Consider the following 23,441-nt stretch of genomic DNA (forward strand, 5'->3'; position numbering starts at 1 on the left):
TGAGCTCTTTATTTGATTGCCTATTTGACTATGGTACTGATTTTTAATCCAAGATCATAATGCAATAGTCCGCTTTTAAATGTGGTTTCTATCCTGTCTCTGTTTTGCTATAGTTTCAAAGTTGAAATGTGAGGGGAAAGTTAATTTTTTCTTTTATTTCAGTAAAATGGAATGTTGTATTGTACATGGAGGCTACTATGGTGGAATTTTTATTCGCCCAAGCTAATTTACCTTTTTCTATCTCACTCTCATTTGTCCTCCTGTTGGGGATATTCGAAGCGCTCTCTTTAGTTCTTGGCTACAGCTTAGTGGGAGCGATGGATGATTGGGCTCCTATCGATCTGGATGTGGACGCCGATGGCTCAGCTTCTGGTTTTACCGGAGTATCCGGTTGGCTGTGTCTTAATCGATTACCCCTGCTTATCTGGTTTGTATTGGTGTTAGTGAGTTTCTCTATCACAGGGTACACAAGCAACTTTCTCTCTCTGTTATTAACTGACCAACCACTTCCTCAAATTATCAGCTTACCTATTGCGCTTATATTGACAGCTTTTTCGTGTAGATATGTTGGGGCGGCAGTTGCTAAGGTATTGCCTAAAAATGAGAGCACAGCTGTCTCTATCGATACGCTATTAGGCAGTATTGGGACTGTGACATTAGGTTGCGCGATTAAAGGCAACCCGAGCGAGGCTTTGGTTAAAGATCAGCACCAACAGAAACACTATGTATTGGTCGAACCTGAAGTGGCGGGAGTGGAGTTTCAAACCGGCACTCAAGTGGTACTGCTAAAGCGTGAGGGCACGGTTTGGTCAGCGGCTAAATTCGATTCTTAATTCAAAACAGTAAAATTTTAAGGGAAATAAAATGGACCAAATTCAAGGTATTGGCTCAACGCTAGGCGGAGGCTTCGTGTTTATTGTTGCCGGCGCAGTGTTGTTGGGCATATTAGTTATCGGGCTTATTTTTGCCAAGCTGTATCGACGTGCTTCGAAAGAGATGGCATTTGTTAGAACTGGTTTTGGCGGTGAGAAAATAGTTAAAGATGGTGGTGCGATAGTACTGCCTGTATTGCATGAAACCATTGCGGTTAACATGAATACCCTGCGTATCGAAGTGGAGAAGATGCAAAAAGATGCATTGATCACTAAAGATAGAATGCGTGTGGATGTGAGAGCTGACTTCTATCTTCGTGTCGCTCCGAGTGCCGAAGGGATCTCCATGGCGGCGCAAACTTTAGGTTCGCGTACCACACGTGTTGAAGAGGTTAAAAAGTTGATGGAGTCTAAGTTTGTTGACGTGCTTCGAGCCGTTGCTGCTGAGATGACCATGACTGAGATGCATGAACAAAGATCTGATTTTGTGCAGAGAGTTCAGAATAATGTGGCTAACGATCTTGAGAAAAACGGTTTGGAGTTAGAGTCTGTCTCACTGACTGGCTTTGATCAGACGGATCTACAGTTCTTTAATGAAAATAATGCTTTTGATGCCGAAGGTCGTGCTCGCTTGGCAAAAATCATCGAAGAGAAGCGCAAAGAGACCAACGACATCGAGCAGGAGAACCGCATTAAGATTGAGATGCGTAATCTAGAAGCTGAAAAAGAGTCATTGGATATTGAACAAGCTGAGCAGGAAGCGAAATTGATCCAGCAGCAGGCACTGGACTTTAAGCGTGCAGAGCAGAAGGCTGAGATTTTAAAGCAGCAGGAGCAGAAAACACGTGAAGAGCGTGAGGCTGAAATTGCGAAAGAACGCGCAATTGAGAGTGCTGAGATTGAGAAAACTAAAGATATCGAAACCCGTGAAATTGAGAAGCGTAAAGCGATTGAGCAGTCTCGTATTCAGCAGCAAAGGGATATCGAAGTTGCCGAACAAGATAAGCAGATCGCAATTGCACAGAAATCGGAAGAGGAGTCAGCGGCTAGGGCTAAGGCTGCTGAAGCTGAGAAGTTAAAGGTTGAGAAGCTCGAAGCCGTTATCACCACCCGTCAAGTTGCTGAGGCAAATCGTAGTAAAGAGATTGAGGTGATTGATGCTCGTAAAGAAGCTGAGCGTGAAGCGGTGGGGATCACGGTTCAGGCGGAAGCTGAGAAGCGTGCAGCCGAAGATAAATCCAGTGCGATATTGATTGAAGCTAAAGCCAGCGCCGATGCGAAAATGCTTAAAGCTGAAGCGGATGAGAAGGTTTATGCGGTTGAGGCAGCCGGTAAGCAAGCGCTTCACGAAGCTGAGAATGTGCTAAGTGATGAGCAGATTGAGTTGCAGAAGTCCTTAGCTGTGCTGGAAGCCCTACCTGAAGTGGTTAAGCAGTCAGTGAAGCCTCTTGAAAATATTGAGGGGATTAAAATACTGCAAGGTTATGGCGCCACGGGAAGCAGCGCTTCGCAATCAGGTGTGATGGCTCAAGCTGGACAAGGCGGTATTGCTGAGCAGGTGACCAGTGCTGCACTTAACTATCGTGCTAATGCGCCAGTGGTTGATGCCATGCTGCGTGAGTTAGGTTTAGTGGATGCAGAAAAGGGCGGGCTTAACGATCTGCTTAGCGGTAACAACTCGCTGGCATCTGATACCCTCTCAATTTTAGACCCTAATAAACTCAAGCTCAATGGTAATGGTCCATTAGTCGATGGTGCTGAGGGAGTTGATGGGCTAGATAAGAAAGAGAACCCAAATCTGAACTAAATCTTAACTTAAGTGGTAGGATTTGAATTTAGCATTCAAGTAGAAAAGCGCCTTAGGGCGCTTTTTTTGTTTAGTGGTAAAGTGATGTCACTTTTTGATGATTAGTCACATCTCTTTTTAATTAAACTGACTTTTCATAGGCGATAGATAACCATTTGATCACTTCATCATCGATATCAGATAACTCGTGTAACTGTATTCTATGGGTGCACATGGTGCCAAATGGACCTGAATTTTCTAGTCGTCCTTGCACTTCAATGTCTTTGAGTTTTAAGCCCAGATCTACTCTAGATTTAGTAGCGGGCTTAATTAATGCGAACTGTTTTGCGCGTATGACACTCACACTGGCTTTTTTAGGGCTAAGGGTGACATCATTACCAAACTTCAATACGACGGATATCAGTTTGTCATAGAGTGGTTTTAGTGTGGCTTTACCATCATATTGTGCCGAAACTAGATCTTCACTCGGTGCATCTTGCTCTTTTGATAAAGTGACTATGGTATTGGCAAAACCATGTGTTACGCCATGTTCCGTCTTCAGAAATTTTACCGCTATTGAGTGCTTTTCTAGTTTCTCTTTTTTGAGTATTTGAAACCATTCCTCCAGTGTTTTCCCTGTTTTTTCTGGCATGTTGTTAATCATTGTTTGCAGGGTTTTGTCCATTTTTCCTACCTTTTTATTAAAGATGAAAGGAACTCATTGGGAGAGTCTAAACCCAAATAGATGAGTTTGCCCGTATCGAGCTTAATCTCTACATTAGGCTGCCCTGACAAGTTAAACCTTTTAATGTGGTGAGCTCTACGTATGGTTTTAGTGTTTAGTTGTACTGAAACAATATCATCAAATGGAATAGTGAGCGGGTTCCATACACCGTACCTCACAATAATACTTGTGGATGTAATGGAGATAGGTCTAATCGAAATCGCTCTATATTCGGCGATGAAGAACACTAAGCCAATTAGCGTCATTATCGAAATAACATTTGCAGAGATTGGCGACCATAGAAAGTGCAGTACTAAGTGCATTATGGGGAGTTCAAACACAATGATAAGGATGAAACCTAATAAGTTGCTCTGAGTACCATCCTTCATATGACAGCTAAAATGTTTCTCTCCATGAAAGTCGTTTCGATTAACTCTTTTTGTAAATAAAGCATAGGTCCATACTCTTGCCTCAAAAGAGAGCAGAGCACTTATGGCGCCTTTACCTAGAATAGACTCAATGGGTTGTGAAATGGCTAAGTCAGGATCTTTGCCTTGGTTTAATTGCGCTTTGATAGCAAAGATAACAGTAAAAATAGTGATGATTTCTAAGGTGACAAACACAGCAATGGCAAGGTAACGCCCAGACTCTAAATAATGCCAAACTAACTTCGAGTTTTCAGGGATCACTAAGCTACCAAGCAGGATAACTAAGCAGCTATAGGCCAAGGCCTTAACGGCAGCCTCCTTCCTATCTTTAATGCAGATAAAGCAGAGGATAGGTAGAAATATTAAACCATCTACCACTAAAAGCCACTCAGGTTTAGTGCTACCAAAATCATTTAATAGCGTTGAGCTCTGGTAATAAAACACCCATGAACAAGCCATGATCAGTAGAGAGATGAAAGGAATATTTCTCTTTGTCAAAATCTTCATCGACTCCTCTTACAGTTTAAATAGTTTATCAAGATTAACACTATACATTGCCAGTGTGGGAATTAGCTGAAATTGGCTTATGTAAAAATTGATTTATTTTGTGTTGAATGTAAATAACATGGAGAAAGGAACTTAATATTGGGTTTAACCAGAGATCACCTCCTTTTTTAGCCCCAATGATTTGATTGATCCTATTTCTTACTTTTATCAGCCATGTAATATGAAAGATAGAAGAGATAACGTGCATAGCCTTTGAGAAAATAAGTAGCTCTTGACTGCCGCTTGCGACAAAGAAAATAATAAGGCTAAAATAGGAGATGAGATGTATCGTGATGGCAGAAATCGAGAACCATTGTGGGATTGGATTTACCACATTTTCATTAACTATTCTTGTGAGAGTGAACAGTTGATAAATGACATAAATGCCAAAAGTAAGTACACAAAACGTAATGGTTTTAGGTATTGAGTTTGAGTGGAATATATTTTTTATGTTTTTCATTTTCTTCCCTGAACAGTTGATAAACATACATCTAGGTAGATTGTTATAATTAAAACCGAAGGCCACACTCTATGGAGTCTACTAGTACCTTTGTTACTCTGAAAAATCACATTGAATTTATTTTATTAAAATTAGCGACCTTGGAGTGAAAACCAAGCTTTTTGCATCTTTTTTAGTAGCTTGTTAAAGCTGTTTTCATCTAAACCTTCATCAGGTGGGTCACCACTATCCTCCTTTATTTTACGTTGCTCTTGCTTCGCTTTTTCCACATTCTTAAATTGAGGCGGTGGAATGGGGAAAAAGGAGATTAAAGGAAATATTGCTAAAAACAGGAAGGCTCCTTTTGACATGCCTCTCCCCCATTTTACCAGTTTAAACATCACTTTAATTAGGGTCAGAAAGAGGATGACGACAACAATATATTGCAGTAACTCATTTATTAAATAGTTAAGTAGATCCATATATTTTGTCATCCAATTTACCTACGTCATTATAATAGATGGGGTGAAGATGCCCTTTTTCAAGTCGCTTATAACTAATTGATTCGTAAAGAGGATTGATTGTTGACTAGCCAGAACGGAAATTTCAGACCTCTATTGGTTAGTTTCTTGGTTTTCGGGAGGGGTAGGGACAGTGCGGGAAGCGCTAAAGTCTATTTTATGAGCCTAGGGCATATCAAAACAACTAAATGTGTTTGGTTTTATTTCATTACTGCTATCAACATTAAACTTCAAAAAGCGACTAGAGCATTCACTGTCTTGCCATGGTTGGCAGCTAGACACTGATACTGTACAACTATTACCAAAACATCCATAAGTTAGCATATTTACTTTATTCATTTTATTAAGCTCGAGTAACGAAGCTACAACAGAACCTACAGTCTTCACAGCTTTTCCTTCACAGGCATAATTATCTGCTGAAATGGGTATGTTTGAGTATTTTAATATTTTTTCGATCAACTCATGGGTATCAGGCCTTTGCTCTGAGTTATCATGAAAATATAAATAAGTACTTGAAGCTCCTAAAGTTATACCAACAATAAAGATTATTAAATATATCAATCTAGTTAACATTGTGAAGGTACTCTCGCCGGCGCATAAGGTTTAAAGCAACCGCGCGTCTTTTCGCGTCGTATTGTCTTTGCTTGGTAAGTGCTTTGTGAGTACATAGGCCAGTAACGGCAGCCATGATAATAAAGCTATGAATAGCCCATAAAGCATGTAATTAGTCTTATTGATATATGGCCACCCAAGCTCCGTACCCCATGGGTATTCACTTAGTATTTCATCGGTGGCGAACAATCCAATATACACACCTTCATAACCAGCTAAGAGTGTAAAAAATACACCTAAAAGTACAAAAGCGAGAATGATGAGCTTATTCATGATGGCCATTGAACGAGCCTGAAGAGTTACTCGTTCTTGATTGATTTTTAATATCATACAATGACTGTATCGAAGTTTCTGTGTCGATTCAATGCTTCACTTGGCATGATTCTTTGATGGGGGCTTGCAAATAAGTCGTATTAGTTATGTGCTTACTTTTTGTAATATGGTTTAAATGATATGCCATATATATCTTCAATTTCTTGTTGGCTTTTCTCTACACAATTAAAAGTTGATACGTAGGCGGCTTCAGTCAGTATTCCATTACGCATATTTTCCTCGAATAAGTATGTAGTGTATCCGGTATAGTCATTAACAGGGGCGTAGAATAGTTGATTGTTAATTTTGATGATATTTTCAGTTTCGTTACCTTTAGTCCCATCGTCGTCACTATAAAAATATGATGTAGTATTGGATTTTAAATTAAACTCAATCCAATTTTCAGGACTCTTTATAGAGCTTTTGTCAAATATAGTAGGATCAACTATTTTGCCGTCATCATTAATTAAAACATCACTAACGACAAGGCAATACATGGTATCAGCGATACTAGGTTGTCCAAATAGTATAAATGTTAATATGACAATATTCTGTATTGTTTTCATAAAAAATTCCTACAAATAAATCTTCGCATAAAGGGCTGAGACTTATTGGCTATACTTGAATTAAGCGCCAGCTAACGAGAAGGCATCCGAACTAACGAAGTGGGGGTTCATGCGTTATCTAGTTGCCACTTGGCACACCCGAAATAGCAATCTGAGCGAAAAAATGAACATTGTCCTCATCATCATTTGACATGAGCTTTAAAACTTTGGCCATAATAAACCCTCTACTTGGTCATATTTCTCAGCAACCTTAAGAAACGGCTCAGCCCAGCCGCTACTTAAGCTGAGCTCTTGTAGAGGTCCTGTCGGTGCAAACATAACACCCACCTCAGCCCTTTCTGGCAAAGCGTATGACTTCGCCATGTTTAGAAATTTAGTAATCTCTTTCGTAGCATCCGCTGCATCTTCCCAGTAAGACCAGAAAAAGTCATTATCTGGGATTTGCACAAGCTCAATTGCAGATTCAAGTACGTGAACCAATGCTTCATAAGGCTCTGATTTATTTATTGATCCGTGAATCAATTCTTTGGTGCGATCTAGTTTCATTGAGACAGTTAACAGCTTATTCAATAGCCGCACGATAACGTTCCGGCCTGCTTTCCTATTTTTGATTAACTTATCACCGCTAATTGACTGGCGTAAATAGATTACTTTTTATAGAGGACAATATAGAGCAGCACAAGTGTTCAGAAGAAAAGGTGTGTGGGGTTTTATGAGGCCTGTATAGCACCTCTGCTGCTCTCAGTACTTTGATATCAATAAGGTTATCAAATCACCTTTGAGTTATTGATGCATCAAGCTTTACTCGAAGTTATCAGGCTCACCATGAAAAGCTTTTATCATGAGCCCAATTGCAGCAACTAAGCAGGGGACAGCGAAAGTGCTTATGGTCACTAAAACCATAACTGGCACACTGTTTATAAACTCCATGGGGGGAACCTTAGTTATTTAATACCAAGGAACACAATCGCACATGGAGCTATTTCGAATTTTGATTTTGTTCACATAAACAGCTACTTAAAATAATGTTAATCTCATAGATCTAAAAGGTTAATCTAAGCCTTCATTCGAAGGCCAATACAGTTCAGGAAGGAGTAATAATGTTAATCCAGTAACAGCGCCAAAGCAGGTTGACGGTTACCTGGGTAAACTTGATAGGCTTTGTGATGTTTAATCAAACTGGCCTTTTTATCTCCTTGGCTAATAAGTAAGCCATGTTTGGCGGCGGCTTGGGCTAGTAACTGCTCATCTGCGCGTACATAAAGGGTGATAGGTTTGACAATTTTCTGCTCTTTAATACGCTGCTGGTACTGCTCGACAGAGATGATTAAACTGCAGCGACCGTCACTGTCGAGTTTTAACTTAGTATCCACTTCGGCATCGAGAATGACTAACCAGTCACTCTCTTCAAGCTCAGTTAACATAGCTTGTAGCGCATCACCTAGTTGGGTCTTGTTTAGTACAGCGCTGTATTGATTATCAATGCGCTTAAATAGCGAAGGGAGCTGAGCACCGGCACCTTTGCTTCTAGCTTCGCGGATCCAGCGAGTGAGATCTTGGGCGACAAGTTTGGCAAAACGGCGCTCTTTTAAGGCTTGAACCATCCAGCTACACAAAAAATGACTTTCAGCAGTTGCGGTATTGATGGCGTTACTACCTGCCGCTCGCTGTTTGAGTGCTGAAAGTCCTGCTTGTACTAGCTCTAAAAGGGCTTGGTTATAGGTTTGCTCTGTCATGGGATCTCTACCCTATGCAATAAAGCGGCGATTATAACCGATAATTTTAGGAATACTATAACCACAACGGGCAACCAGAGCCGATAACTTTAATGTGGGTTACATAGGCACTAAACTTGCCGCCATTTCGATTAATTGAGGTGCAGGTCGCACTCTAAAGTTAGGGTTTACATATTGGAAATGGATAAGCCCAGTACCATCACTGATGTAGATGGCGGGAACGGGTAACACCAAACGCTTGTCACCTTGTGGAGTGACTTTCAGTAGCTCATCAAGCTTTAGCTTTTTCATGTAGCGCTCTGTGGTTTTTTCGCTGGTGTAATAGGCGAGGCCAAAAGCTTGCATGGCGTTAAGATTAGTATCGGAGAGCAAAGTGTAGGAGAGCTTTTGATCTATCATAGAGGCATTAAGCTTCTCAGGGCTGTCGGGGGAGATACCGATAAGCTGGAAGCCCATCTCAATGAGCTTAGGTTCAATCTCTTTTAGCTGTCCCATCTGTGAATTACAAAATGGGCACCAACCACCTCGATAGAAGAAGATAATGCTTGGTTTCCCTTGAGTTAAGCTCAATAAGTCGAGGGTTTCTCCCTTGAGGTTTGCTACTTTGGCCGAAGGTAGCATCTGACCATTCATCAATGGCATCACATTGAGATCATTGCTGGCGATAGGTTTCGCGGTTGCGATGAGGGAGAGACTGGTTAAGCAAAGTAGCAGCACGTTAAGTGTTTTGGTGAACATCTTGGTTTACTTCCTATTGAAATTGTTATGCAGAACAGACCGAGGAAGGGATGATTTTGTTGCAGGCTAGCAGGTACAAAAATGCCGCTCATGGGGAGCGGCATCGATAGTAAAGCGGTTAGGTTAGCTCAAGGGCTTACTTAGATTTCTTAATCTTAGCGTTAGATGAGTTCTTCACCTTAACGCGGCGACCTTGCATATTTCGCTCACCGATCACCTGTTCAGAGACATTGTCCTGACGGTTTTGCTTCTTGGCGAAGCTGCGGCGGGTCTGTAGGTGTTTAATCAGTAGATCACGGCTGCCCACTTCATAACCCGCGATGGTGATACGAGGAAGTTTTTTACCGATAAGTTTTTCGATATCGGCTAAGGTGCGCTCCTCTTCACGGCTCACCAGTGAGATGGCAACCCCTGACTTACCAGCGCGGCCAGTACGACCGATACGGTGTACGTAATCTTCGGCTAGGAAAGGAAGGTCGTAGTTAACAACATACTCTAAGTCTTGAATATCCAGGCCACGAGCAGCAACCTCGGTGGCGACTAGTACGCGCACTTTACCCTCTTTAAACTCGCGCAATGCACGGCGACGGTTACCTTGGGCTTTCTCACCATGGACAACAGATGAGGGGATACCATCAAGGTTTAGCTCTTTAACTAGCTTGTCGGCAGCATCACGGGTTGCGGTAAAGATAAGTACTTGTTTCCAGTTCTTTTTACCGATCAGCTCAGAAACAAGCTCACGCTTACGGCGCTGCTCTACCGGATAGACCACTTGGCTAACGGTATCGGCAGTGGTGTTCTGCTTATCGACGCTGATAAGCTTAGGCTTATCTAAGAAGTCGTTGGCAAGCTTTTTAACCGAAGATGAGAAGGTGGCTGAAAACAGCATTTTTTGGCTGTTTTTATTCACCGCTTGTAATACTTTTTGGATATCGCTGACAAAGCCCATATCTAACATACGGTCGGCTTCATCGAGCACCATAAAGTCGACATTTGATAGGTTAAGGTTACAGGCTTGAATATGCTCAAGTAGACGCCCTGGAGTCGCGACTATGATGTCCACGCCTCGCTTAATCTTTTGCGCCTGAGTCTCCAGCTTTACACCGCCGTAGATGGTCAAAACAGAGACCTGCATATGCTTGCTGTAATCATTGATATTGTCGGCAATCTGACTCGCTAGTTCACGAGTTGGCGTTAATATCAGTGCGCGAGTGTTAGAGCGTTGTGTCTCACTCGGCTTGTCGATCATCTTCTGTAAGATAGGCAACGCGAAAGCGGCGGTTTTACCTGTGCCAGTTTGGGCACTTGCCAGTACATCTTGGCCACGGCGAATCGCCGGGATCGCTTGCTGCTGAACTGGTGTCATTTTCTGATAACCACATTCTGAGATGGCGCGCAAAATCTCGGGAGCAAAACTAAAAGATTCAAATCTCATCTTGGATTTCCTGTAATAAACCAATTCATATGCCAGCGAATTTTGTCTGGACTGAGTAAACAAGGCCATCAAAATGGCGGTGGCGGAGTATAGCAAGTTTGTACAGAGTTTAACAGCAAAGCCTATTGGAGGAGAAACAGATCATTTGTAGGAAAACAGAAGGGGGAAAAGGTTAAATTAATTTAAGAGGATATCAGCTGGAAAGCCTTACGCCAGCATGTTAAGTATGGATTTATAATGCAGTAAAACTCCGGGAGACTGCGTCGTTTCAGCCCCCCGGATTAGCCTTGACTAGATTGCCTTAGTGGCATTTTCCAGCCAAACAAGATCATCACCTTGCATCAAAGGAGATAGCTTACTCCAAACCAACTTATGGTAATCATTAAACCAGCTTATCTCAGCATCGTTTAGTAGGCTCTTATCGATAAGGCGTGCATCCATTGGGATCATGGTCAGGGCGCTAAACTCAAACATCTCACGCTCAATACCCGCCAACGCTTCACAAGGGCGAACGTAAACCAGATTCTCTAGACGTATCCCAAACTCATCGGCGCGGTAGTAGCCAGGCTCATTGGAGAGCACCATGCCTGGGAGCAGGGCAACATCGTTGCTGTTCTTGCCGATACGTTGTGGGCCTTCATGGACATTGAGGAAGTGACCGACACCATGGCCTGTGCCGTGATCATAATCGAAGCCGTGTCGCCATAGATATTGACGGGCAAAAGCATCTAGCTGCTGACCTGAAGTGCCGCGGGGAAAGCGCGCTTGATCGAGCGCAATATGGCCCTTTAAGACTAAGGTGACCATCTTTCTCTGCTCATCTGTGACCTGACCGATGGCGATAGTGCGCGTCACATCAGTCGTGCCATCAAGGTATTGTGCCCCTGAATCCACCAGATAGATGCTGTTGTTGGTCATCAGTGCTGGGGTGCCATTATTGTGGTTGTAGTGACACATGGCTGCGTTGCCACCCACTGCAGAGATGGTATCGAAACTTGGCTCACGGTATTGTGGATCTGCTAAACGATAAGTTTCTAGTTTATCGGCTAGCTGGCCTTCATCATAAAAGTGTCCGGCTGCCACTTCGCTGTCCAGCCAAGCCAGAAAGCGAGAGACCGCGACGCCATCACGGATATGACAAGCTTTCATACCGGCAAGTTCGCTGCTGTTTTTCTGTGCCTTGCTTAATGCGACGGGATCTAATCCTGCCACTAAGGTGGCGCCAGCTTGTTCTGCTGTAAGCTGTGACCAGGCATTGGAAGCGTTAGGATCTGCCAACAGCTTGATGTTAGATAGTTCACTTAGGACTGCTTCAAGCTCATCTTCGGCTCTGAAAGTGACGCCTGTACCAACATGGGCCTCAATACCACTAGGCAGCTTATCGAGCTGAGTGAATAGCACCAGATCGCCGTTTGCATGAAGCAGAGCTGAGCCTAAGATAACCGGTAGGCGAGGCACATCGCTGCCGCGAATATTCAGTAGCCAACAGAAAGAGTCGAGTGAAGTGATAAGCGCCATATCGGCACCTGATTTTGCCACTACTTTTCCTATCTCAAGGCGTTTCTCTTGGCTGGTTTTTCCGGCGCTTTTCGCATCAAATAAGATAGCGGGTGCGCTCGAAGGCGCAGGTCTGTTTTGCCAGTGAAGATCCACAGGGTTTTGCTTAACTGAGATAAGTTGCATATCAGACTTTGTCAGTTCAGCTACGGCTTTTTTCTGCCAGCTTAGAGGGTGTAAGCGTGGATCATATCCGATACGGGCATTGGCGGTTAAGGTGTCGGCTAGCCATTGAATTTGTGGCGTATCGGTTAGGCTTAAGTACTGAAAAAGCTCGCCATCGACCTGAAGTTTAACTTGTACTGTATAGCGGCCATCGATAAATATCGCTGCGCTCTCTTTAAGTACGATAGCCATACCAGCTGAGCCGGTGAACTCACTAACCCACTGTAGACGCTCATTACGCTCTGGCACATATTCACCTAAATATTCATCGGCGCGGGGAATGATAAAGGCGTCGAGGTTATTTTTTGCCATTTCGCTGCGTATTGCATCTAGGCGTGAGGCGATTGTTTGTGTCATAGGAGCTCCGTTTTTTGACGATAAGGTTGGAGTTAAATGCTTACCGATTTTTTGTTATGGAATTATTTGCGGCGATTATCGCAGCTCAATAGGGCCTAGGGAAGTTTCACCTGCATGATTTTTTATAAGGTTAAGCGCGGAGTTGTAAACTTTGAAACACTTTACTTGTTACTTTCCTGTTTAGATCTATTAGATTAAAGCATTCCGCTGAACGAATATTGAATGTAATTGGTATCATAGGAGTGTTTAATGCCATTTAATGTGTGGGTACTGACCTTAGCCCAAGCTTTTGCCATGAGTGCAGCCCCTATGATGATGTTGCTTGGGGGGATCATTGGCATCGAGTTGGCACCCGAGCCTGGTTTGGCGACACTGCCCATCACGGCGATGGTGATAGGAGTTGCTATCTCTGTCCTGCCAGTTACCCAATTGATGCGACGTTTTGGTCGTAAACCTGTCTTTATTTCAGGCTCTATTTTGTCAGCCATAGCCGGACTTGTTGCCGCCTATGGTACCCATGAGAAAAATTTCGTCATTTTCTGCGTCAGCGGTATTCTGCTTGGGGTGAGCGGCGCTATCGTGCAGCAATATCGTTTTGCTGCGATGGAAGCGGTTGAGCCCAATTTGGGGGCTAAAGCCGCATCTAGGGTGCTATTGGGTGGATTAGTTGCCGCCTTTTTAGGACCTGAGCTGGCAGTATTTGGTAGTGAATTAGTTGATATTCCCTATGTAGGCGCTTTTATGTTCCTCACCTTCATCTGTTTACTGGCAGCTTTTACGCTCTCATTTTATCGTGAGCCCAATCGAGCTAATCTGGCTCATCAAGATGTTGATCAAAGTGAGATACGTGCTTTTGGTACCATCTTGAATCAGCCTAAAATCTGGGTTGCTATTGCGGGCGCCATGATAGGCTTTGCCATGATGAGCTTTGTGATGACGGCAACGCCACTGCATATGCATCACAATGAACATTACTCTTTGGCCGACACTAAGTGGGTGATCCAGAGTCATATTATTGCCATGTATCTTCCCTCCCTATTTACTGGGTACTTGGTGGCTAAGTGGGGAGTCACAAGAATGATGTTGATTGGATTAACTGCTTATCTGGTGACCATAGTTATTGCGCTGGCGGGAAGCGAACTGCTTAACTACTGGGTGGCTCTGGTGTTACTCGGCTTGGGTTGGAATCTATTGTTTGTCGGTGGCACTGTGCTTCTGCCTCAGTGTTACCGTGCAGGCGAGGGCTTTAAGGTTCAGGCGTTAAATGACACCTTGGTCTTTGGTGCGCAAGCTTTAGCATCATTAAGTGCTGGCTGGGTAATACATCAGTTAGGTTGGCAGTTACTGCTCAATATCTGTATCCCCTTTATTGCATTGCAACTTCTCCTGATGGCTTGGTGGCGCTTTAGTGAAAACAGTCGAGCCAGCGCTGTCGAATAAGTCTTTACCTCCACTTATCACTGGAGTGCAAATTCAATCAATGCAAATAGTTAGAGATAATGTTTAGTGAAAAGCTATCCCTCTCTTTTGTAAATTTATGGTAGAATTTTGTTTCAAACTGGCGTGTTTCCTCTACCTGTTTTAGGTAGAGTCGTGGAGAGAGTGATGCAAACAGTAACGGTCGATATCGGTGGCAGCAAAGCACTCTTTGAGATGCATTTTGATGGGCGAACCGAGCAGTATAAAATTCCAACCGGCGAACATTTCAATATAGATAGTCTCAACCAACAACTTCAGGAGTTGGAGTCAGATTATGGTTTTAAAGATTACCGTTTAGCCATCGCACTGCCTGGTCTAGTTCAGGATAACCAGCTGCTTTCGAGTAAATCTCTTATCGGGTTAAATGGTCTATCTAAGAGTGATATCAACACTCAAGCTCAAACAGTATTGATCGTCAATGATATTGATGCGGGCATGCAGGCCGTTACTGATAGCAGGCATGATTGTGAACTGCTAGTGATGTGCGGTACTGGGATTGGTATGGCTATCTCAATTAATGGCAAGCTATTTACTGGTGCTCACGGTCTGGCGGGAGAGTTAGGTCACTGCCGAGTAATGACTGAGTCGGGAGAGTTTAGTCTGGAGCAGTTGGCAAGTGGCGGTTCCATTCAAACTCGTGAGATAAAGTCTCAGGCTGATCTATTTCGTGCAGGAAGTTATTTAGGCATGGGGATGGCTTGGGCCGTTAACCTGTTTAACCCTAATCGTATCTGGCTAGCCGGTGGCATGATGAATAATGCCGATTACTATCGAGGTTGCATCTCAGCCCTGAATGAGATGGCGCTAACAGCCCCACTTTCACAAGCTAAAGTTGCAAGGGTCGACGACATGGAGACTATAGTTTGTCGAGGGCTAAAAGTGATGTTAGATAGAAGCTGTAATTAAACCTATCTATGACATTTTCAGACATACCCGCGATATCTTGAGCATAACGATGAACTATTCGCTGACACTTTGTATATTTTATGCTAGAAAGGAGCCTCTCTCATGACTGGACAGTTAATCGGTTTTGACTAACTTGTCGAGCAAGCCTGGAAGCCATAGGGTTTCCTAGTATAAAAAATAGAAAGGGTAAGCAGATGACCTTAGGTGTAGGCGGTTCAACCGCAGAGCAAGAGTTAGCGAAATTAACCGACATGACAGAGGGCACTGGTCCTATTAGTTATGATGAATATAGCCGTCGTATTGAGAAGGCGCAGGCCTTGATGACAGCCGAGGGAATCGAGGCTATCTATGTCAATGCTGGGACTAATCTGTACTACTTTACTGGTACTCGTTGGTACGCGAGCGAGCGTATGGTGGGAGCCATTATTCCGGCAAAGGGTAAACTTGAATATATCGCTCCAGCTTTTGAGCTTGATACCCTTGAAGGCTTTATGGTTGTTAAAGGTAAAGTGAATACTTGGCATGAAGATGAGAGCCCCTATTCACTGTTTGGTGATGCGCTAATACAGATGGGTGTCAACAGTGGCAAGGTAGGCATCGATGAGTCGGCAGCTTTCTTTATCTTTGATGGTGTTCGTCAAGCTCATAATCAATTTGAATATGTGAACGCAAAACCTGTGACTGCAGGCTGTAGAATGATCAAATCTGAGGTTGAACTTAGCCTATTGCAGCGTGCTAAAGATATGACGTTAGAGGTACATAAAGCCGTTGCCCGTATTTTACATGAAGGGATAAGTGTTGGTGAGGTTGAGGCCTTTATTCATGAGGCCCACAAGCGAGTTGGTGCTCCTGCTGGTTCTTACTTCTGCATCGTTCTATTTGGTGAAGACAGTGCTTATCCACACGGGGTTAAGTCGCCTAAAGTACTTGAGTTAAATGATACTGTACTTATCGATACAGGGTGTCAGCTACAAGGCTATAACTCCGATATTACCCGCACCTTTGTTTTTGGCACGCCAAGCGCTCGTCAACGTGAGCTATGGCAATATGAACAGGATGCGCAGTTAGCCGCATTTGATGCCGCTAAAATTGGTTCGACCTGCGCAAGTGTCGACAGAGCAGCCCGTGATGTACTTGAAGCCGCAGGTTTTGGCCCTGGTTATAACCTGCCGGGTCTTCCACACCGAACTGGTCATGGTATCGGCTTAGATATCCATGAATGGCCCTATTTAGTGCTTAACGATCAAACTCCTCTGGCAGCAGGCATGTGTTTCAGTAATGAACCTATGTTGTGTGTTCCTGGAGAGTTTGGTGTTCGTCATGAAGATCATTTCTATATGACAGAGACAGGCCCAGTTTGGTTTACTCAGCCTGCTCATTCCATTGATGATCCTTTTGGTTACGAAGCGTAAAGCGAATATTCTTACCTGCAGATAAGGCATCTAAATCCAGTGGATGCCTTATCTTGTTTCATACCGATAAATTTATACTGATTAGTATTACTCTTTTTCTTCATTAAAATTCACTTTCAGCATTTAATCTTAAAATACGTATTTTTAAGCGATTAAAATCAACAATTTAAAATATGTTAAATTATTGTGTTGCATATGTAGTTAAATTAAGTCTATCCTAAATAACAGATGACAGCGTTGTCATCCAAAGCAGTAACTTGTAAATGTACAAAGGCAAACCAATCGAAAGGTTGGGACGCAAAGCTTCCGGTCTAAGGGGATAGTGTTTGAGAGGGTCGCACTCTTAACGTTATTTTGGTACCTATGATAGCGGGGATGTTACAGGAAGTTTCTTCATGAAGAGCCTAGTAACGATAAGAACCGAAAAGGTCTATGTACTGGGTGTTTATGGTATTAAGAATAGGTTTTCTCCTGTTCATGCTTTGTTTGCCTTATTGAATACTTATAAAAATATAAAGCAATAAGGATACCCTATGTTTAACACTAAACTCTCATCGGCTGCGCTTGTCGTAGCGAGTGTATTTGCCTCGTCGGCATATGCATCAGTACCCGGTAAACCAACGATCGGCTGGGGCGAAACTAACTTTTCTATTATTGAGGTCAATCAAGCAGCTACCGCTTACAATCAACTTGTTACCGTTAAAGATGCCGCAGAAGTATCGGTTAACTGGAACTTGTGGTCAGGGGAGCTGGGCGATACGGCTAAGGTTTTATTTGATGGGGTAGAGGTCTGGTCGGGCAGCTCTACTGCATCAGGTTCTGCCACATTCAATATCAGTCAAGGTGGTCGCTACCAGATGCAGATTGAGCTCTGTAATGCACAGGGTTGTACACTCAGTGATGCTAAAGAGATCATTGTTGCCGATACCGATGGGAGTCATCTTTTACCCCTTGATACTCAACTGGGGGAGAACAATAGACCTTATGTAAACAAGTCTGGCAAAGTGGTCGGCAGTTACTTTGTTGAGTGGGGTGTATATGGCCGTAAATTCCCTGTAGACAAGATGCCAGCGCAAAACCTAACGCATATTTTGTATGGCTTCACCCCTATCTGTGGCGGTGATGGCATCAACGACAGTTTGAAAGAGATTGAGAGGAGCTTCCAAGCGCTACAACGAGCCTGTAGTGGCCGTGAAGATTTCAAAGTGGCGATTCACGACCCATGGGCAGCAGTTCAGATGCCACAAGCAGGTGTCAGTGAATATGCCGACCCATACAAGGGTAACTTTGGCCAGTTGATGGCGTTAAAACAAGCACAACCAGATCTTAAAATCTTACCTTCAGTAGGTGGCTGGACTCTGTCAGATCCTTTCTATTTCCTTGGTGATAAAGTTAAACGTGACCGTTTTGTCGCTTCGGTTAAAGAGTTTTTGCAGACCTGGAAGTTCTTCGATGGTGTCGATATTGATTGGGAATTTCCTGGTGGTAATGGCGCAAATCCGAATTTAGGCGATCCTGTCAATGACGGTGAAACCTATGTGCTCTTGATGAAAGAGCTAAGAGCCATGCTTGATGAGTTGAGTGCCGAAACAGGTAGAACCTATGAGCTTACCTCTGCAATCAGTGCTGGCGCAGAAAAGATAGCTATGGTCGATTATCAGGCCGCTCAGCAATATATGGATAACATCTTCCTGATGAGCTACGACTTCTACGGCGGCTGGTCCAATACCGATCTAAACCATCAGACAGCCCTATATGCGGCTAGTTGGAAACCAGATACTAAGAATACCACTCATATCGGTGTTAATGCACTGCTTGCTCAAGGTGTGACTCCTGAGAAGATTGTCGTTGGCGCAGCTATGTATGGCCGCGGCTGGACAGGTGTGAACGGCTACCAAGATGGCAATCCATTTACTGGCACTGCGACGGGTAAAGTGAAAGGGACTTGGGAAGATGGAGTGGTTGATTATCGTCAGATAGTCAACGAGTACATGTCTGGTGAGTGGCAATATGAGTATGATGAGGTTGCTGAAGCGCCTTACGTCTTTAAGGCTTCGACTGGCGATCTGATCACTTTTGATGATGCTCGCTCCGTTAAAGCTAAGGGACAATATGTTACTGCAAACCAGTTAGGCGGGTTGTTCTCATGGGAGATTGATGCAGATAATGGCGATATTCTCAATGCTATGCATGAAGGTTTAGGTCATGGTGAGGGAACCAATCCACCTGCAAATAAAGCGCCGATTGCTAATGCAGGCAGCTCGCAAAGTGTAACTGGCCCTAGCGATGTTATCCTTGATGGCAGTCTGTCACGAGATCCTGAAGCTAAGGCATTAACCTATGTCTGGTCGCAAACCTCCGGGCCTGCAGTGAGCTTAGTTAATGCTGATATGGCCCAAGCCAGCATTAGCCTTAATGCGACAGATGCAGATGTTGTCTATGGGTTCTCGCTAACGGTGACCGACCCTGAAGGTTTATCGGCTACTGCGGCAACGACTGTTACCAATATGGCACCGCAAGCTAACCGTGCACCAGAGGTGTCACTCGATGCCAATGTTGTGGTTGATTCTGCTCAACAGGTGAGCATAGTTGCAAGTGGCAGTGATGCTGATGGTGATGCGCTTACTTATAGCTGGACAGTGCCTGCTGGCTTAACTGCTACTGGGCAATCTAGTGATACACTAGTTGTGACTGCGCCTGCTGTGATAGAAGATACCACTTATACATTAAGTGTACTGGTATCCGATGGCTCTCTTGACGCGTCGGCTCAAACGGTATTAACCGTGAAAGCGCCAACCAGTGGCGGTTGTGAAACAAGCGATCCTGATGCGGTTAATCACCCAGCTTGGGATAGCACACTTGTTTATAACGGCGGTGATACAGTGAGTCATAACTGTTTAGTCTGGAAGGCTAAATATTGGACTCAAGGTAATGAGCCGACAGTGACAGCTGATCAGTGGACACTTCAAAGTAGTGTTGAGATGGGCTGGAATGCGGGAGTCGCCTATAACGGTGGCGAACAGACAACCCATAATGGACATACTTGGCAAGCCAAGTGGTGGACAAAAGGTGAAGAGCCTGGTGTTGCCTCTGTGTGGAATGATTTAGGGGCGACAGCCAACTAAGTTATCACTTCCATTAAGTAGGGGGATCACTTCCCCCTATTTTCCTTCCTTACTATATACCTAAGCACTCATCTTTCATGGCTAAGCTGTGTTAATTCGCATCTTGTGAGCCGCTTTCGTTGGTTGCAGTGCTTTAAGTGAGTCACCATGAAACATTACCTATCCTTAGCTATTTTAACCACTTTGAGTCCTATAACGCTTTTTGCCGCAGAGCCTGTGCATTTTACTCTGGCAGAGGTTGATGCCAAAGAGTCTGCTTTGACCGACTTTCCCTTGATGAGAGCGGTGAAGTCATCTATCGCGACCAGAGACAATGCTATTGTCGACGCCATTATCCCCTTGAGCCCTAACAATCCGGATAATGTTAAGCGCCTAGAGTCTGTGTTGAGTGAAACACAGTTTGAGTTTCTTTTTCCTGTTCGCGCTGCTGAATATACCTATCAAGGTTTGTTGCAAGCCGCGGCTAAGTTTCCCGCTTTATGTGGTTCATACATAGATAATCGTGATGCCGATGCTATCTGCCGTAAATCCCTAGCTACCATGTTTGCCCATTTTGCACAGGAAACCGGTGCCCATGATAAGTGGATGACTGAGCCACAATGGCGACAGGGCCTTTATTGGGTGCGTGAAGTGGGTTGGGATGAAACCAAGCGCGGTGGTTACAATATGGAGTGCAGCCCTGACACTTGGCAAGGGCAGGTTTGGCCTTGCGGCACCTTTGCTGATGGCAGTTATAAGAGCTATTTTGGACGCGGCGCTAAGCAGCTCTCCTACAACTATAACTATGGGCCTTTCTCTGATGCCATGTTTGGTGATGTCAGTACTTTGCTCAATAACCCTGAAATGGTGGCCGATACCTGGCTGAACCTAGCCAGTGCAGTGTTTTTCTTTACTTACCCCCAACCACCTAAACCTTCAATGTTGCATGTTATCGATGGAACGTGGCAGCCCAATGCACGAGATACACAAAATGGACTCTCAGCTGGATTTGGCGCAACCACCCATATTATTAATGGTGGCATTGAGTGTGGTTCAGGCAGTGAGAAGCCGCAATCGCTGAATCGGATTGAGTATTATCAAGCACATGCGCAATATCTTGGCGTTCCAGTGGAAGCCAGTGAGGTGCTAGGTTGCAAGGATATGAAGCCTTTTGATAACCAAGGGGCAGGTGCCATGTTGATCTATTGGGAGCAAGATTGGTCATATATTGCAGGAAATCCCAATGGTGGCAAAAGCTATGCCTGTAAGTTGGTGGGGTATCAGACTCGTTATAGTGCTTTTAAGCCCGGTGATTATCAGGGCTGTTTGATGCACTTTTTCCCAGAGGTTGTCATCGATGATTCTGGTACGCCAACGGATCCCACAGATCCGGTTAATCAAGCGCCAACAGCTAATATTCAGGGAGTGAGTGAAGCAGAAAGTGGAGCGGTTATCACTCTGTCAGCGTCCCAGTCTAGCGATCCTGAAGGTGGAGTGCTCAATTACCGCTGGAGCTTACCTATTGGTGCAAGTGCCCCCTCTGTTGAGCAAGCATCATTGTTATTAACTTTACCAAGCCCTAGCAGCACAGAAACCATATCAGTCTCTCTTGAGGTGACCGACGATGCGGGGCTAAGCGCGTCGATTAACCATAATGTGCTGGTTACAGTCAGTGGCGGTACGCCCCCTGATGGGGAAGTGCCTTATCAAGCTGGTTATGCTTATGTGGCGGGAGAGCGAGTTTCTCATGCTGGTGGAGTTTATGAATGTAAACCATATCCCTATACAGCTTGGTGCGCTGGCGCATCATGGGCATATGAACCCGGAGTAGGCGTTGCATGGCAAGATGCTTGGATAGCGAGATAGCCTAAGTCTTTATTGTTAAAATTAAAACGCGCCTTAGAGGCGCGTTTTACATCTTGGATAGCGTGGCGTAACCATTAATCGATACTGATCAGTTCAACATCAAAAATTAGCACTGAACCACCGACTATTTTACCTGTGCTGCGATTCCCATAGGCTAAGGTACTTGGGATAAAGAAGCGGACCTTCTCACCTGTTACCATTAACTGAACACCTTCGGTCCAACCTTTGATGACGCGGTTGAGTGGGAATGCGATAGGCTCGCCTCGCTCCACTGAACTGTCAAATACAGTTCCGTCAATTAAGGTGCCGTGGTAATGGACGGTGACTGTGTCGCTGGCTTTAGGATGAACGGTTCCATCCCCTTTCGCTAACACCTTGTATTGAAGTCCTGAAAGGGTTTCAACTACCCCTTCATTGTCTTTGTTTTCAGCTAAGAAGCTTGCGCCAATCTTAATATTTTCCTGGGCAGCTTTTTGGTTGTTCATAGAGGTGAAGAAGTAAAAGATAACGCAGGCGATAACGACAACAGCTAACAGCATTTTCATAATTTATATTCGTTTAAGGGAAATTCGTCAGCCATGATATCGAATAGCTTAACAGGGGTAAATATAGGTTTTGCAATGACTATAGTCCCAAAGCAAGGGGGTTACTGTAATGGAGACGATTAAAGCGCTTGTAGCCAAGTTTGTCCCATACTGGAGGTAAACCAGTATAGGGAAGCACTATTGAGTACGATCATGCACCAGAGTGTGACTCTGAAGCTGACTTTCTGTGATTTATGCCTAAGCCAACTCTGAGCGAGTAGAGCCCCTGGCCAGCCTCCCAGTAGCGCCATTAACTGCAGTGTGCTCTCCTTAGTTCTCCACCTGCCTTTGCGTGCTGCGGATTTATCCAAGGCGTAGGCGATAAAGGTGATGGTACTCATCAAAAGGTAGATAAGAGGAGAAAAGCTGGGCAGCAGGTCGTGATATAGAGCCATCGCAAGGGATGCGGCTAAGGAAAGGATCAGTAAAAGGCTGAACTTACCTTGGCTCGGCGTTTTTCTTAATAAGTGTGCTTTAGCTTTTGCATCGATAATCTTGGCCTGATGAGCCGTTTCGCGCCCTTGCTTATCCTTTGTGAGAGTAAAGGTTACGGTGTCTTGGAGCTGTGGGCGTCTTGGTTGATATTTGAAGGATTTGATATGAACAAAAACCTGAGTTTGCTGACCTAAGGGTTGGATGAAACCAAACCCTTTTACGTCATCCCACTGAACAAGCTTGCCTTTGAATTTCATAGAGAATCTAACTTGGTACTTTAAGTGTTAGCAGTTTATCAGACAGTCCTAGCTTGGAGTATGGTGATGACCCTATTCTTATCGAGATTAATTAGCTTCAAGTTTTCTTGCTCTTTTATTCGCCGTTAATCGTCTACCTGCTATCGCATTTTTACTGAGGAGAAAGAGGTTAGTGGCGCCTGCAATTAGCTCAATAGCCTGTAGAAGGTAAAAATAAACATCAAATTGACCCTCTTGAGCCCAATAATTCAATAGAAGTGCCGCTGGAAGCAGTATCAAGATGCCGTTTGCTGCGGCTATCTTCATTCTAAAAAGTTTCTGTTTAATTATTTTACTCTTGACGCCGTTGGTCAACAGATTGCCTGTTATTCCAGTGAGAGCCATGGCTGGGATCAAGATAAAGAGCCCAGGGAATACTATGTTGCTTTTGACTTGAATAATAAAGGCGTGGGTACCAAAAATTTCACCTATTAAACTGAAGCTGAAGAAGGTGGCGATACAGAGTGTCGCTGTCAGGGCAGCGAGTAGATGAAGTTTGGTTTTCATGTTTATCCCTTTCAATTTCTCGTAGTGTCATTCATTATTCTTATAGTGACAGTATGCT

Annotated in this window: 22 protein-coding genes and 1 riboswitch; of the genes, 7 read left to right on the forward strand and 15 right to left on the reverse strand. The window is 44.0% G+C overall.

The window, feature by feature from the left end; all coding sequences use genetic code 11:
* The first annotated feature begins 197 nt into the window (after window positions 1–197).
* Complete coding sequence (locus SWOO_RS05505; RefSeq protein ID WP_012323722.1) at window positions 198–833, forward strand: YqiJ family protein; 636 nt, start codon at window positions 198–200, stop codon at window positions 831–833.
* 31 nt (window positions 834–864) lie between these two features.
* Window positions 865–2,679 (forward strand): flotillin family protein, encoded by a 1,815-nt coding sequence (locus tag SWOO_RS05510; RefSeq protein WP_012323723.1) that lies wholly within the window; start codon window positions 865–867, stop codon window positions 2,677–2,679.
* 121 nt (window positions 2,680–2,800) lie between these two features.
* Here SWOO_RS05510 and SWOO_RS05515 read toward each other — a convergent pair whose 3' ends face one another.
* From SWOO_RS05515 to SWOO_RS05570, 12 genes are all read right to left on the reverse strand, one after another.
* Window positions 2,801–3,343, reverse strand: coding sequence for a DUF4287 domain-containing protein (locus SWOO_RS05515; RefSeq protein WP_012323724.1), 543 nt, complete (start codon window positions 3,341–3,343; stop codon window positions 2,801–2,803).
* Between the two features lie 5 nt (window positions 3,344–3,348).
* Complete coding sequence (locus tag SWOO_RS05520; RefSeq protein ID WP_012323725.1) at window positions 3,349–4,317, reverse strand: PH domain-containing protein; 969 nt, start codon at window positions 4,315–4,317, stop codon at window positions 3,349–3,351.
* Between the two features lie 40 nt (window positions 4,318–4,357).
* Window positions 4,358–4,816: a DUF4234 domain-containing protein gene (locus SWOO_RS05525; RefSeq protein WP_229377312.1), complete on the reverse strand. Its 459-nt coding sequence runs from the start codon at window positions 4,814–4,816 to the stop codon at window positions 4,358–4,360.
* Window positions 4,817–4,947: 131 nt separating this feature from the next.
* On the reverse strand, window positions 4,948–5,289 hold the full coding sequence (locus SWOO_RS25830; RefSeq protein ID WP_012323727.1) for a hypothetical protein: 342 nt from the start codon (window positions 5,287–5,289) through the stop codon (window positions 4,948–4,950).
* Between the two features lie 192 nt (window positions 5,290–5,481).
* Window positions 5,482–5,889 carry a hypothetical protein gene (locus SWOO_RS05535; protein ID WP_012323728.1) on the reverse strand — a complete coding sequence of 136 codons (408 nt, stop codon included), beginning with the start codon at window positions 5,887–5,889 and terminating at the stop codon, window positions 5,482–5,484.
* A 30-nt stretch (window positions 5,890–5,919) separates the two neighbouring features.
* Window positions 5,920–6,210, reverse strand: coding sequence for a hypothetical protein (locus tag SWOO_RS05540; RefSeq protein ID WP_041417508.1), 291 nt, complete (start codon window positions 6,208–6,210; stop codon window positions 5,920–5,922).
* Window positions 6,211–6,353: 143 nt separating this feature from the next.
* Complete coding sequence (locus SWOO_RS05545; protein ID WP_012323730.1) at window positions 6,354–6,806, reverse strand: hypothetical protein; 453 nt, start codon at window positions 6,804–6,806, stop codon at window positions 6,354–6,356.
* 198 nt (window positions 6,807–7,004) lie between these two features.
* The gene (locus SWOO_RS05550) at window positions 7,005–7,352 is read right to left on the reverse strand and encodes a hypothetical protein (protein ID WP_041417993.1); all 348 of its coding nucleotides are present in this window, start codon (window positions 7,350–7,352) and stop codon (window positions 7,005–7,007) included.
* Between the two features lie 557 nt (window positions 7,353–7,909).
* Entirely contained in the window at window positions 7,910–8,542 is a 633-nt protein-coding gene (locus SWOO_RS05555; protein ID WP_012323732.1) for a DUF2913 family protein, read from the reverse strand.
* Between the two features lie 99 nt (window positions 8,543–8,641).
* Window positions 8,642–9,280, reverse strand: a complete 639-nt coding sequence (locus tag SWOO_RS05560) for a peroxiredoxin-like family protein (RefSeq protein ID WP_012323733.1) — start codon at window positions 9,278–9,280, stop codon at window positions 8,642–8,644.
* Between the two features lie 136 nt (window positions 9,281–9,416).
* The gene (locus SWOO_RS05565) at window positions 9,417–10,715 is read right to left on the reverse strand and encodes a DEAD/DEAH box helicase (protein ID WP_012323734.1); all 1,299 of its coding nucleotides are present in this window, start codon (window positions 10,713–10,715) and stop codon (window positions 9,417–9,419) included.
* Window positions 10,716–11,006: 291 nt separating this feature from the next.
* Complete coding sequence (locus SWOO_RS05570; RefSeq protein ID WP_012323735.1) at window positions 11,007–12,794, reverse strand: aminopeptidase P family protein; 1,788 nt, start codon at window positions 12,792–12,794, stop codon at window positions 11,007–11,009.
* 249 nt (window positions 12,795–13,043) lie between these two features.
* Between SWOO_RS05570 and SWOO_RS05575 the strand changes: the two genes are divergently transcribed.
* The 5 genes from SWOO_RS05575 (at window position 13,044) to SWOO_RS05595 (ending at window position 21,561) form a co-directional block, all read left to right on the forward strand.
* Entirely contained in the window at window positions 13,044–14,234 is a 1,191-nt protein-coding gene (locus SWOO_RS05575) for an MFS transporter (RefSeq protein ID WP_012323736.1), read from the forward strand.
* Between the two features lie 165 nt (window positions 14,235–14,399).
* Entirely contained in the window at window positions 14,400–15,179 is a 780-nt protein-coding gene (locus SWOO_RS05580) for an ROK family protein (protein ID WP_012323737.1), read from the forward strand.
* Window positions 15,180–15,373: 194 nt separating this feature from the next.
* On the forward strand, window positions 15,374–16,591 hold the full coding sequence (locus SWOO_RS05585) for a M24 family metallopeptidase (protein ID WP_012323738.1): 1,218 nt from the start codon (window positions 15,374–15,376) through the stop codon (window positions 16,589–16,591).
* Between the two features lie 262 nt (window positions 16,592–16,853).
* Window positions 16,854–16,974, forward strand: a riboswitch (cyclic di-GMP riboswitch).
* 150 nt (window positions 16,975–17,124) lie between these two features.
* Complete coding sequence (locus SWOO_RS05590; protein WP_012323739.1) at window positions 17,125–19,716, forward strand: glycosyl hydrolase family 18 protein; 2,592 nt, start codon at window positions 17,125–17,127, stop codon at window positions 19,714–19,716.
* A 147-nt stretch (window positions 19,717–19,863) separates the two neighbouring features.
* Window positions 19,864–21,561 carry a chitinase gene (locus SWOO_RS05595; RefSeq protein ID WP_012323740.1) on the forward strand — a complete coding sequence of 566 codons (1,698 nt, stop codon included), beginning with the start codon at window positions 19,864–19,866 and terminating at the stop codon, window positions 21,559–21,561.
* Window positions 21,562–21,635: 74 nt separating this feature from the next.
* Here SWOO_RS05595 and SWOO_RS05600 read toward each other — a convergent pair whose 3' ends face one another.
* The 3 genes from SWOO_RS05600 to SWOO_RS05610 all read right to left on the reverse strand — a co-directional run bounded on the left by SWOO_RS05600 (window position 21,636) and on the right by SWOO_RS05610 (window position 23,383).
* Entirely contained in the window at window positions 21,636–22,106 is a 471-nt protein-coding gene (locus tag SWOO_RS05600) for an FKBP-type peptidyl-prolyl cis-trans isomerase (protein ID WP_012323741.1), read from the reverse strand.
* Between the two features lie 119 nt (window positions 22,107–22,225).
* Window positions 22,226–22,837, reverse strand: a complete 612-nt coding sequence (locus SWOO_RS05605; RefSeq protein WP_012323742.1) for a DUF1294 domain-containing protein — start codon at window positions 22,835–22,837, stop codon at window positions 22,226–22,228.
* Between the two features lie 87 nt (window positions 22,838–22,924).
* Window positions 22,925–23,383 (reverse strand): hypothetical protein, encoded by a 459-nt coding sequence (locus SWOO_RS05610; protein ID WP_012323743.1) that lies wholly within the window; start codon window positions 23,381–23,383, stop codon window positions 22,925–22,927.
* Between the last annotated feature and the right edge of the window lie 58 nt (window positions 23,384–23,441).

The organism is Shewanella woodyi ATCC 51908 (genome assembly GCF_000019525.1).
GTDB classification, from domain to species: Bacteria; Pseudomonadota; Gammaproteobacteria; order Enterobacterales; family Shewanellaceae; genus Shewanella; species Shewanella woodyi.

Excerpts from the sequence above, each read along its gene's own strand:
- SWOO_RS05505 (WP_012323722.1), top strand. The coding sequence starts at position 198 with ATGGTGGAATTTTTATTCGCCCAAGCTAATTTACCTTTTTCTATCTCA.
- SWOO_RS05510 (WP_012323723.1), top strand. The coding sequence starts at position 865 with ATGGACCAAATTCAAGGTATTGGCTCAACGCTAGGCGGAGGCTTCGTG.
- SWOO_RS05515 (WP_012323724.1), bottom strand. The coding sequence starts at position 3,343 with ATGGACAAAACCCTGCAAACAATGATTAACAACATGCCAGAAAAAACA.
- SWOO_RS05520 (WP_012323725.1), bottom strand. The coding sequence starts at position 4,317 with ATGAAGATTTTGACAAAGAGAAATATTCCTTTCATCTCTCTACTGATC.
- SWOO_RS05525 (WP_229377312.1), bottom strand. The coding sequence starts at position 4,816 with ATGAAAAACATAAAAAATATATTCCACTCAAACTCAATACCTAAAACC.
- SWOO_RS25830 (WP_012323727.1), bottom strand. The coding sequence starts at position 5,289 with ATGACAAAATATATGGATCTACTTAACTATTTAATAAATGAGTTACTG.
- SWOO_RS05535 (WP_012323728.1), bottom strand. The coding sequence starts at position 5,889 with ATGTTAACTAGATTGATATATTTAATAATCTTTATTGTTGGTATAACT.
- SWOO_RS05540 (WP_041417508.1), bottom strand. The coding sequence starts at position 6,210 with ATGGCCATCATGAATAAGCTCATCATTCTCGCTTTTGTACTTTTAGGT.
- SWOO_RS05545 (WP_012323730.1), bottom strand. The coding sequence starts at position 6,806 with ATGAAAACAATACAGAATATTGTCATATTAACATTTATACTATTTGGA.
- SWOO_RS05550 (WP_041417993.1), bottom strand. The coding sequence starts at position 7,352 with ATGAAACTAGATCGCACCAAAGAATTGATTCACGGATCAATAAATAAA.
- SWOO_RS05555 (WP_012323732.1), bottom strand. The coding sequence starts at position 8,542 with ATGACAGAGCAAACCTATAACCAAGCCCTTTTAGAGCTAGTACAAGCA.
- SWOO_RS05560 (WP_012323733.1), bottom strand. The coding sequence starts at position 9,280 with ATGTTCACCAAAACACTTAACGTGCTGCTACTTTGCTTAACCAGTCTC.
- SWOO_RS05565 (WP_012323734.1), bottom strand. The coding sequence starts at position 10,715 with ATGAGATTTGAATCTTTTAGTTTTGCTCCCGAGATTTTGCGCGCCATC.
- SWOO_RS05570 (WP_012323735.1), bottom strand. The coding sequence starts at position 12,794 with ATGACACAAACAATCGCCTCACGCCTAGATGCAATACGCAGCGAAATG.
- SWOO_RS05575 (WP_012323736.1), top strand. The coding sequence starts at position 13,044 with ATGCCATTTAATGTGTGGGTACTGACCTTAGCCCAAGCTTTTGCCATG.
- SWOO_RS05580 (WP_012323737.1), top strand. The coding sequence starts at position 14,400 with ATGCAAACAGTAACGGTCGATATCGGTGGCAGCAAAGCACTCTTTGAG.
- SWOO_RS05585 (WP_012323738.1), top strand. The coding sequence starts at position 15,374 with ATGACCTTAGGTGTAGGCGGTTCAACCGCAGAGCAAGAGTTAGCGAAA.
- SWOO_RS05590 (WP_012323739.1), top strand. The coding sequence starts at position 17,125 with ATGTTTAACACTAAACTCTCATCGGCTGCGCTTGTCGTAGCGAGTGTA.
- SWOO_RS05595 (WP_012323740.1), top strand. The coding sequence starts at position 19,864 with ATGAAACATTACCTATCCTTAGCTATTTTAACCACTTTGAGTCCTATA.
- SWOO_RS05600 (WP_012323741.1), bottom strand. The coding sequence starts at position 22,106 with ATGAAAATGCTGTTAGCTGTTGTCGTTATCGCCTGCGTTATCTTTTAC.
- SWOO_RS05605 (WP_012323742.1), bottom strand. The coding sequence starts at position 22,837 with ATGAAATTCAAAGGCAAGCTTGTTCAGTGGGATGACGTAAAAGGGTTT.
- SWOO_RS05610 (WP_012323743.1), bottom strand. The coding sequence starts at position 23,383 with ATGAAAACCAAACTTCATCTACTCGCTGCCCTGACAGCGACACTCTGT.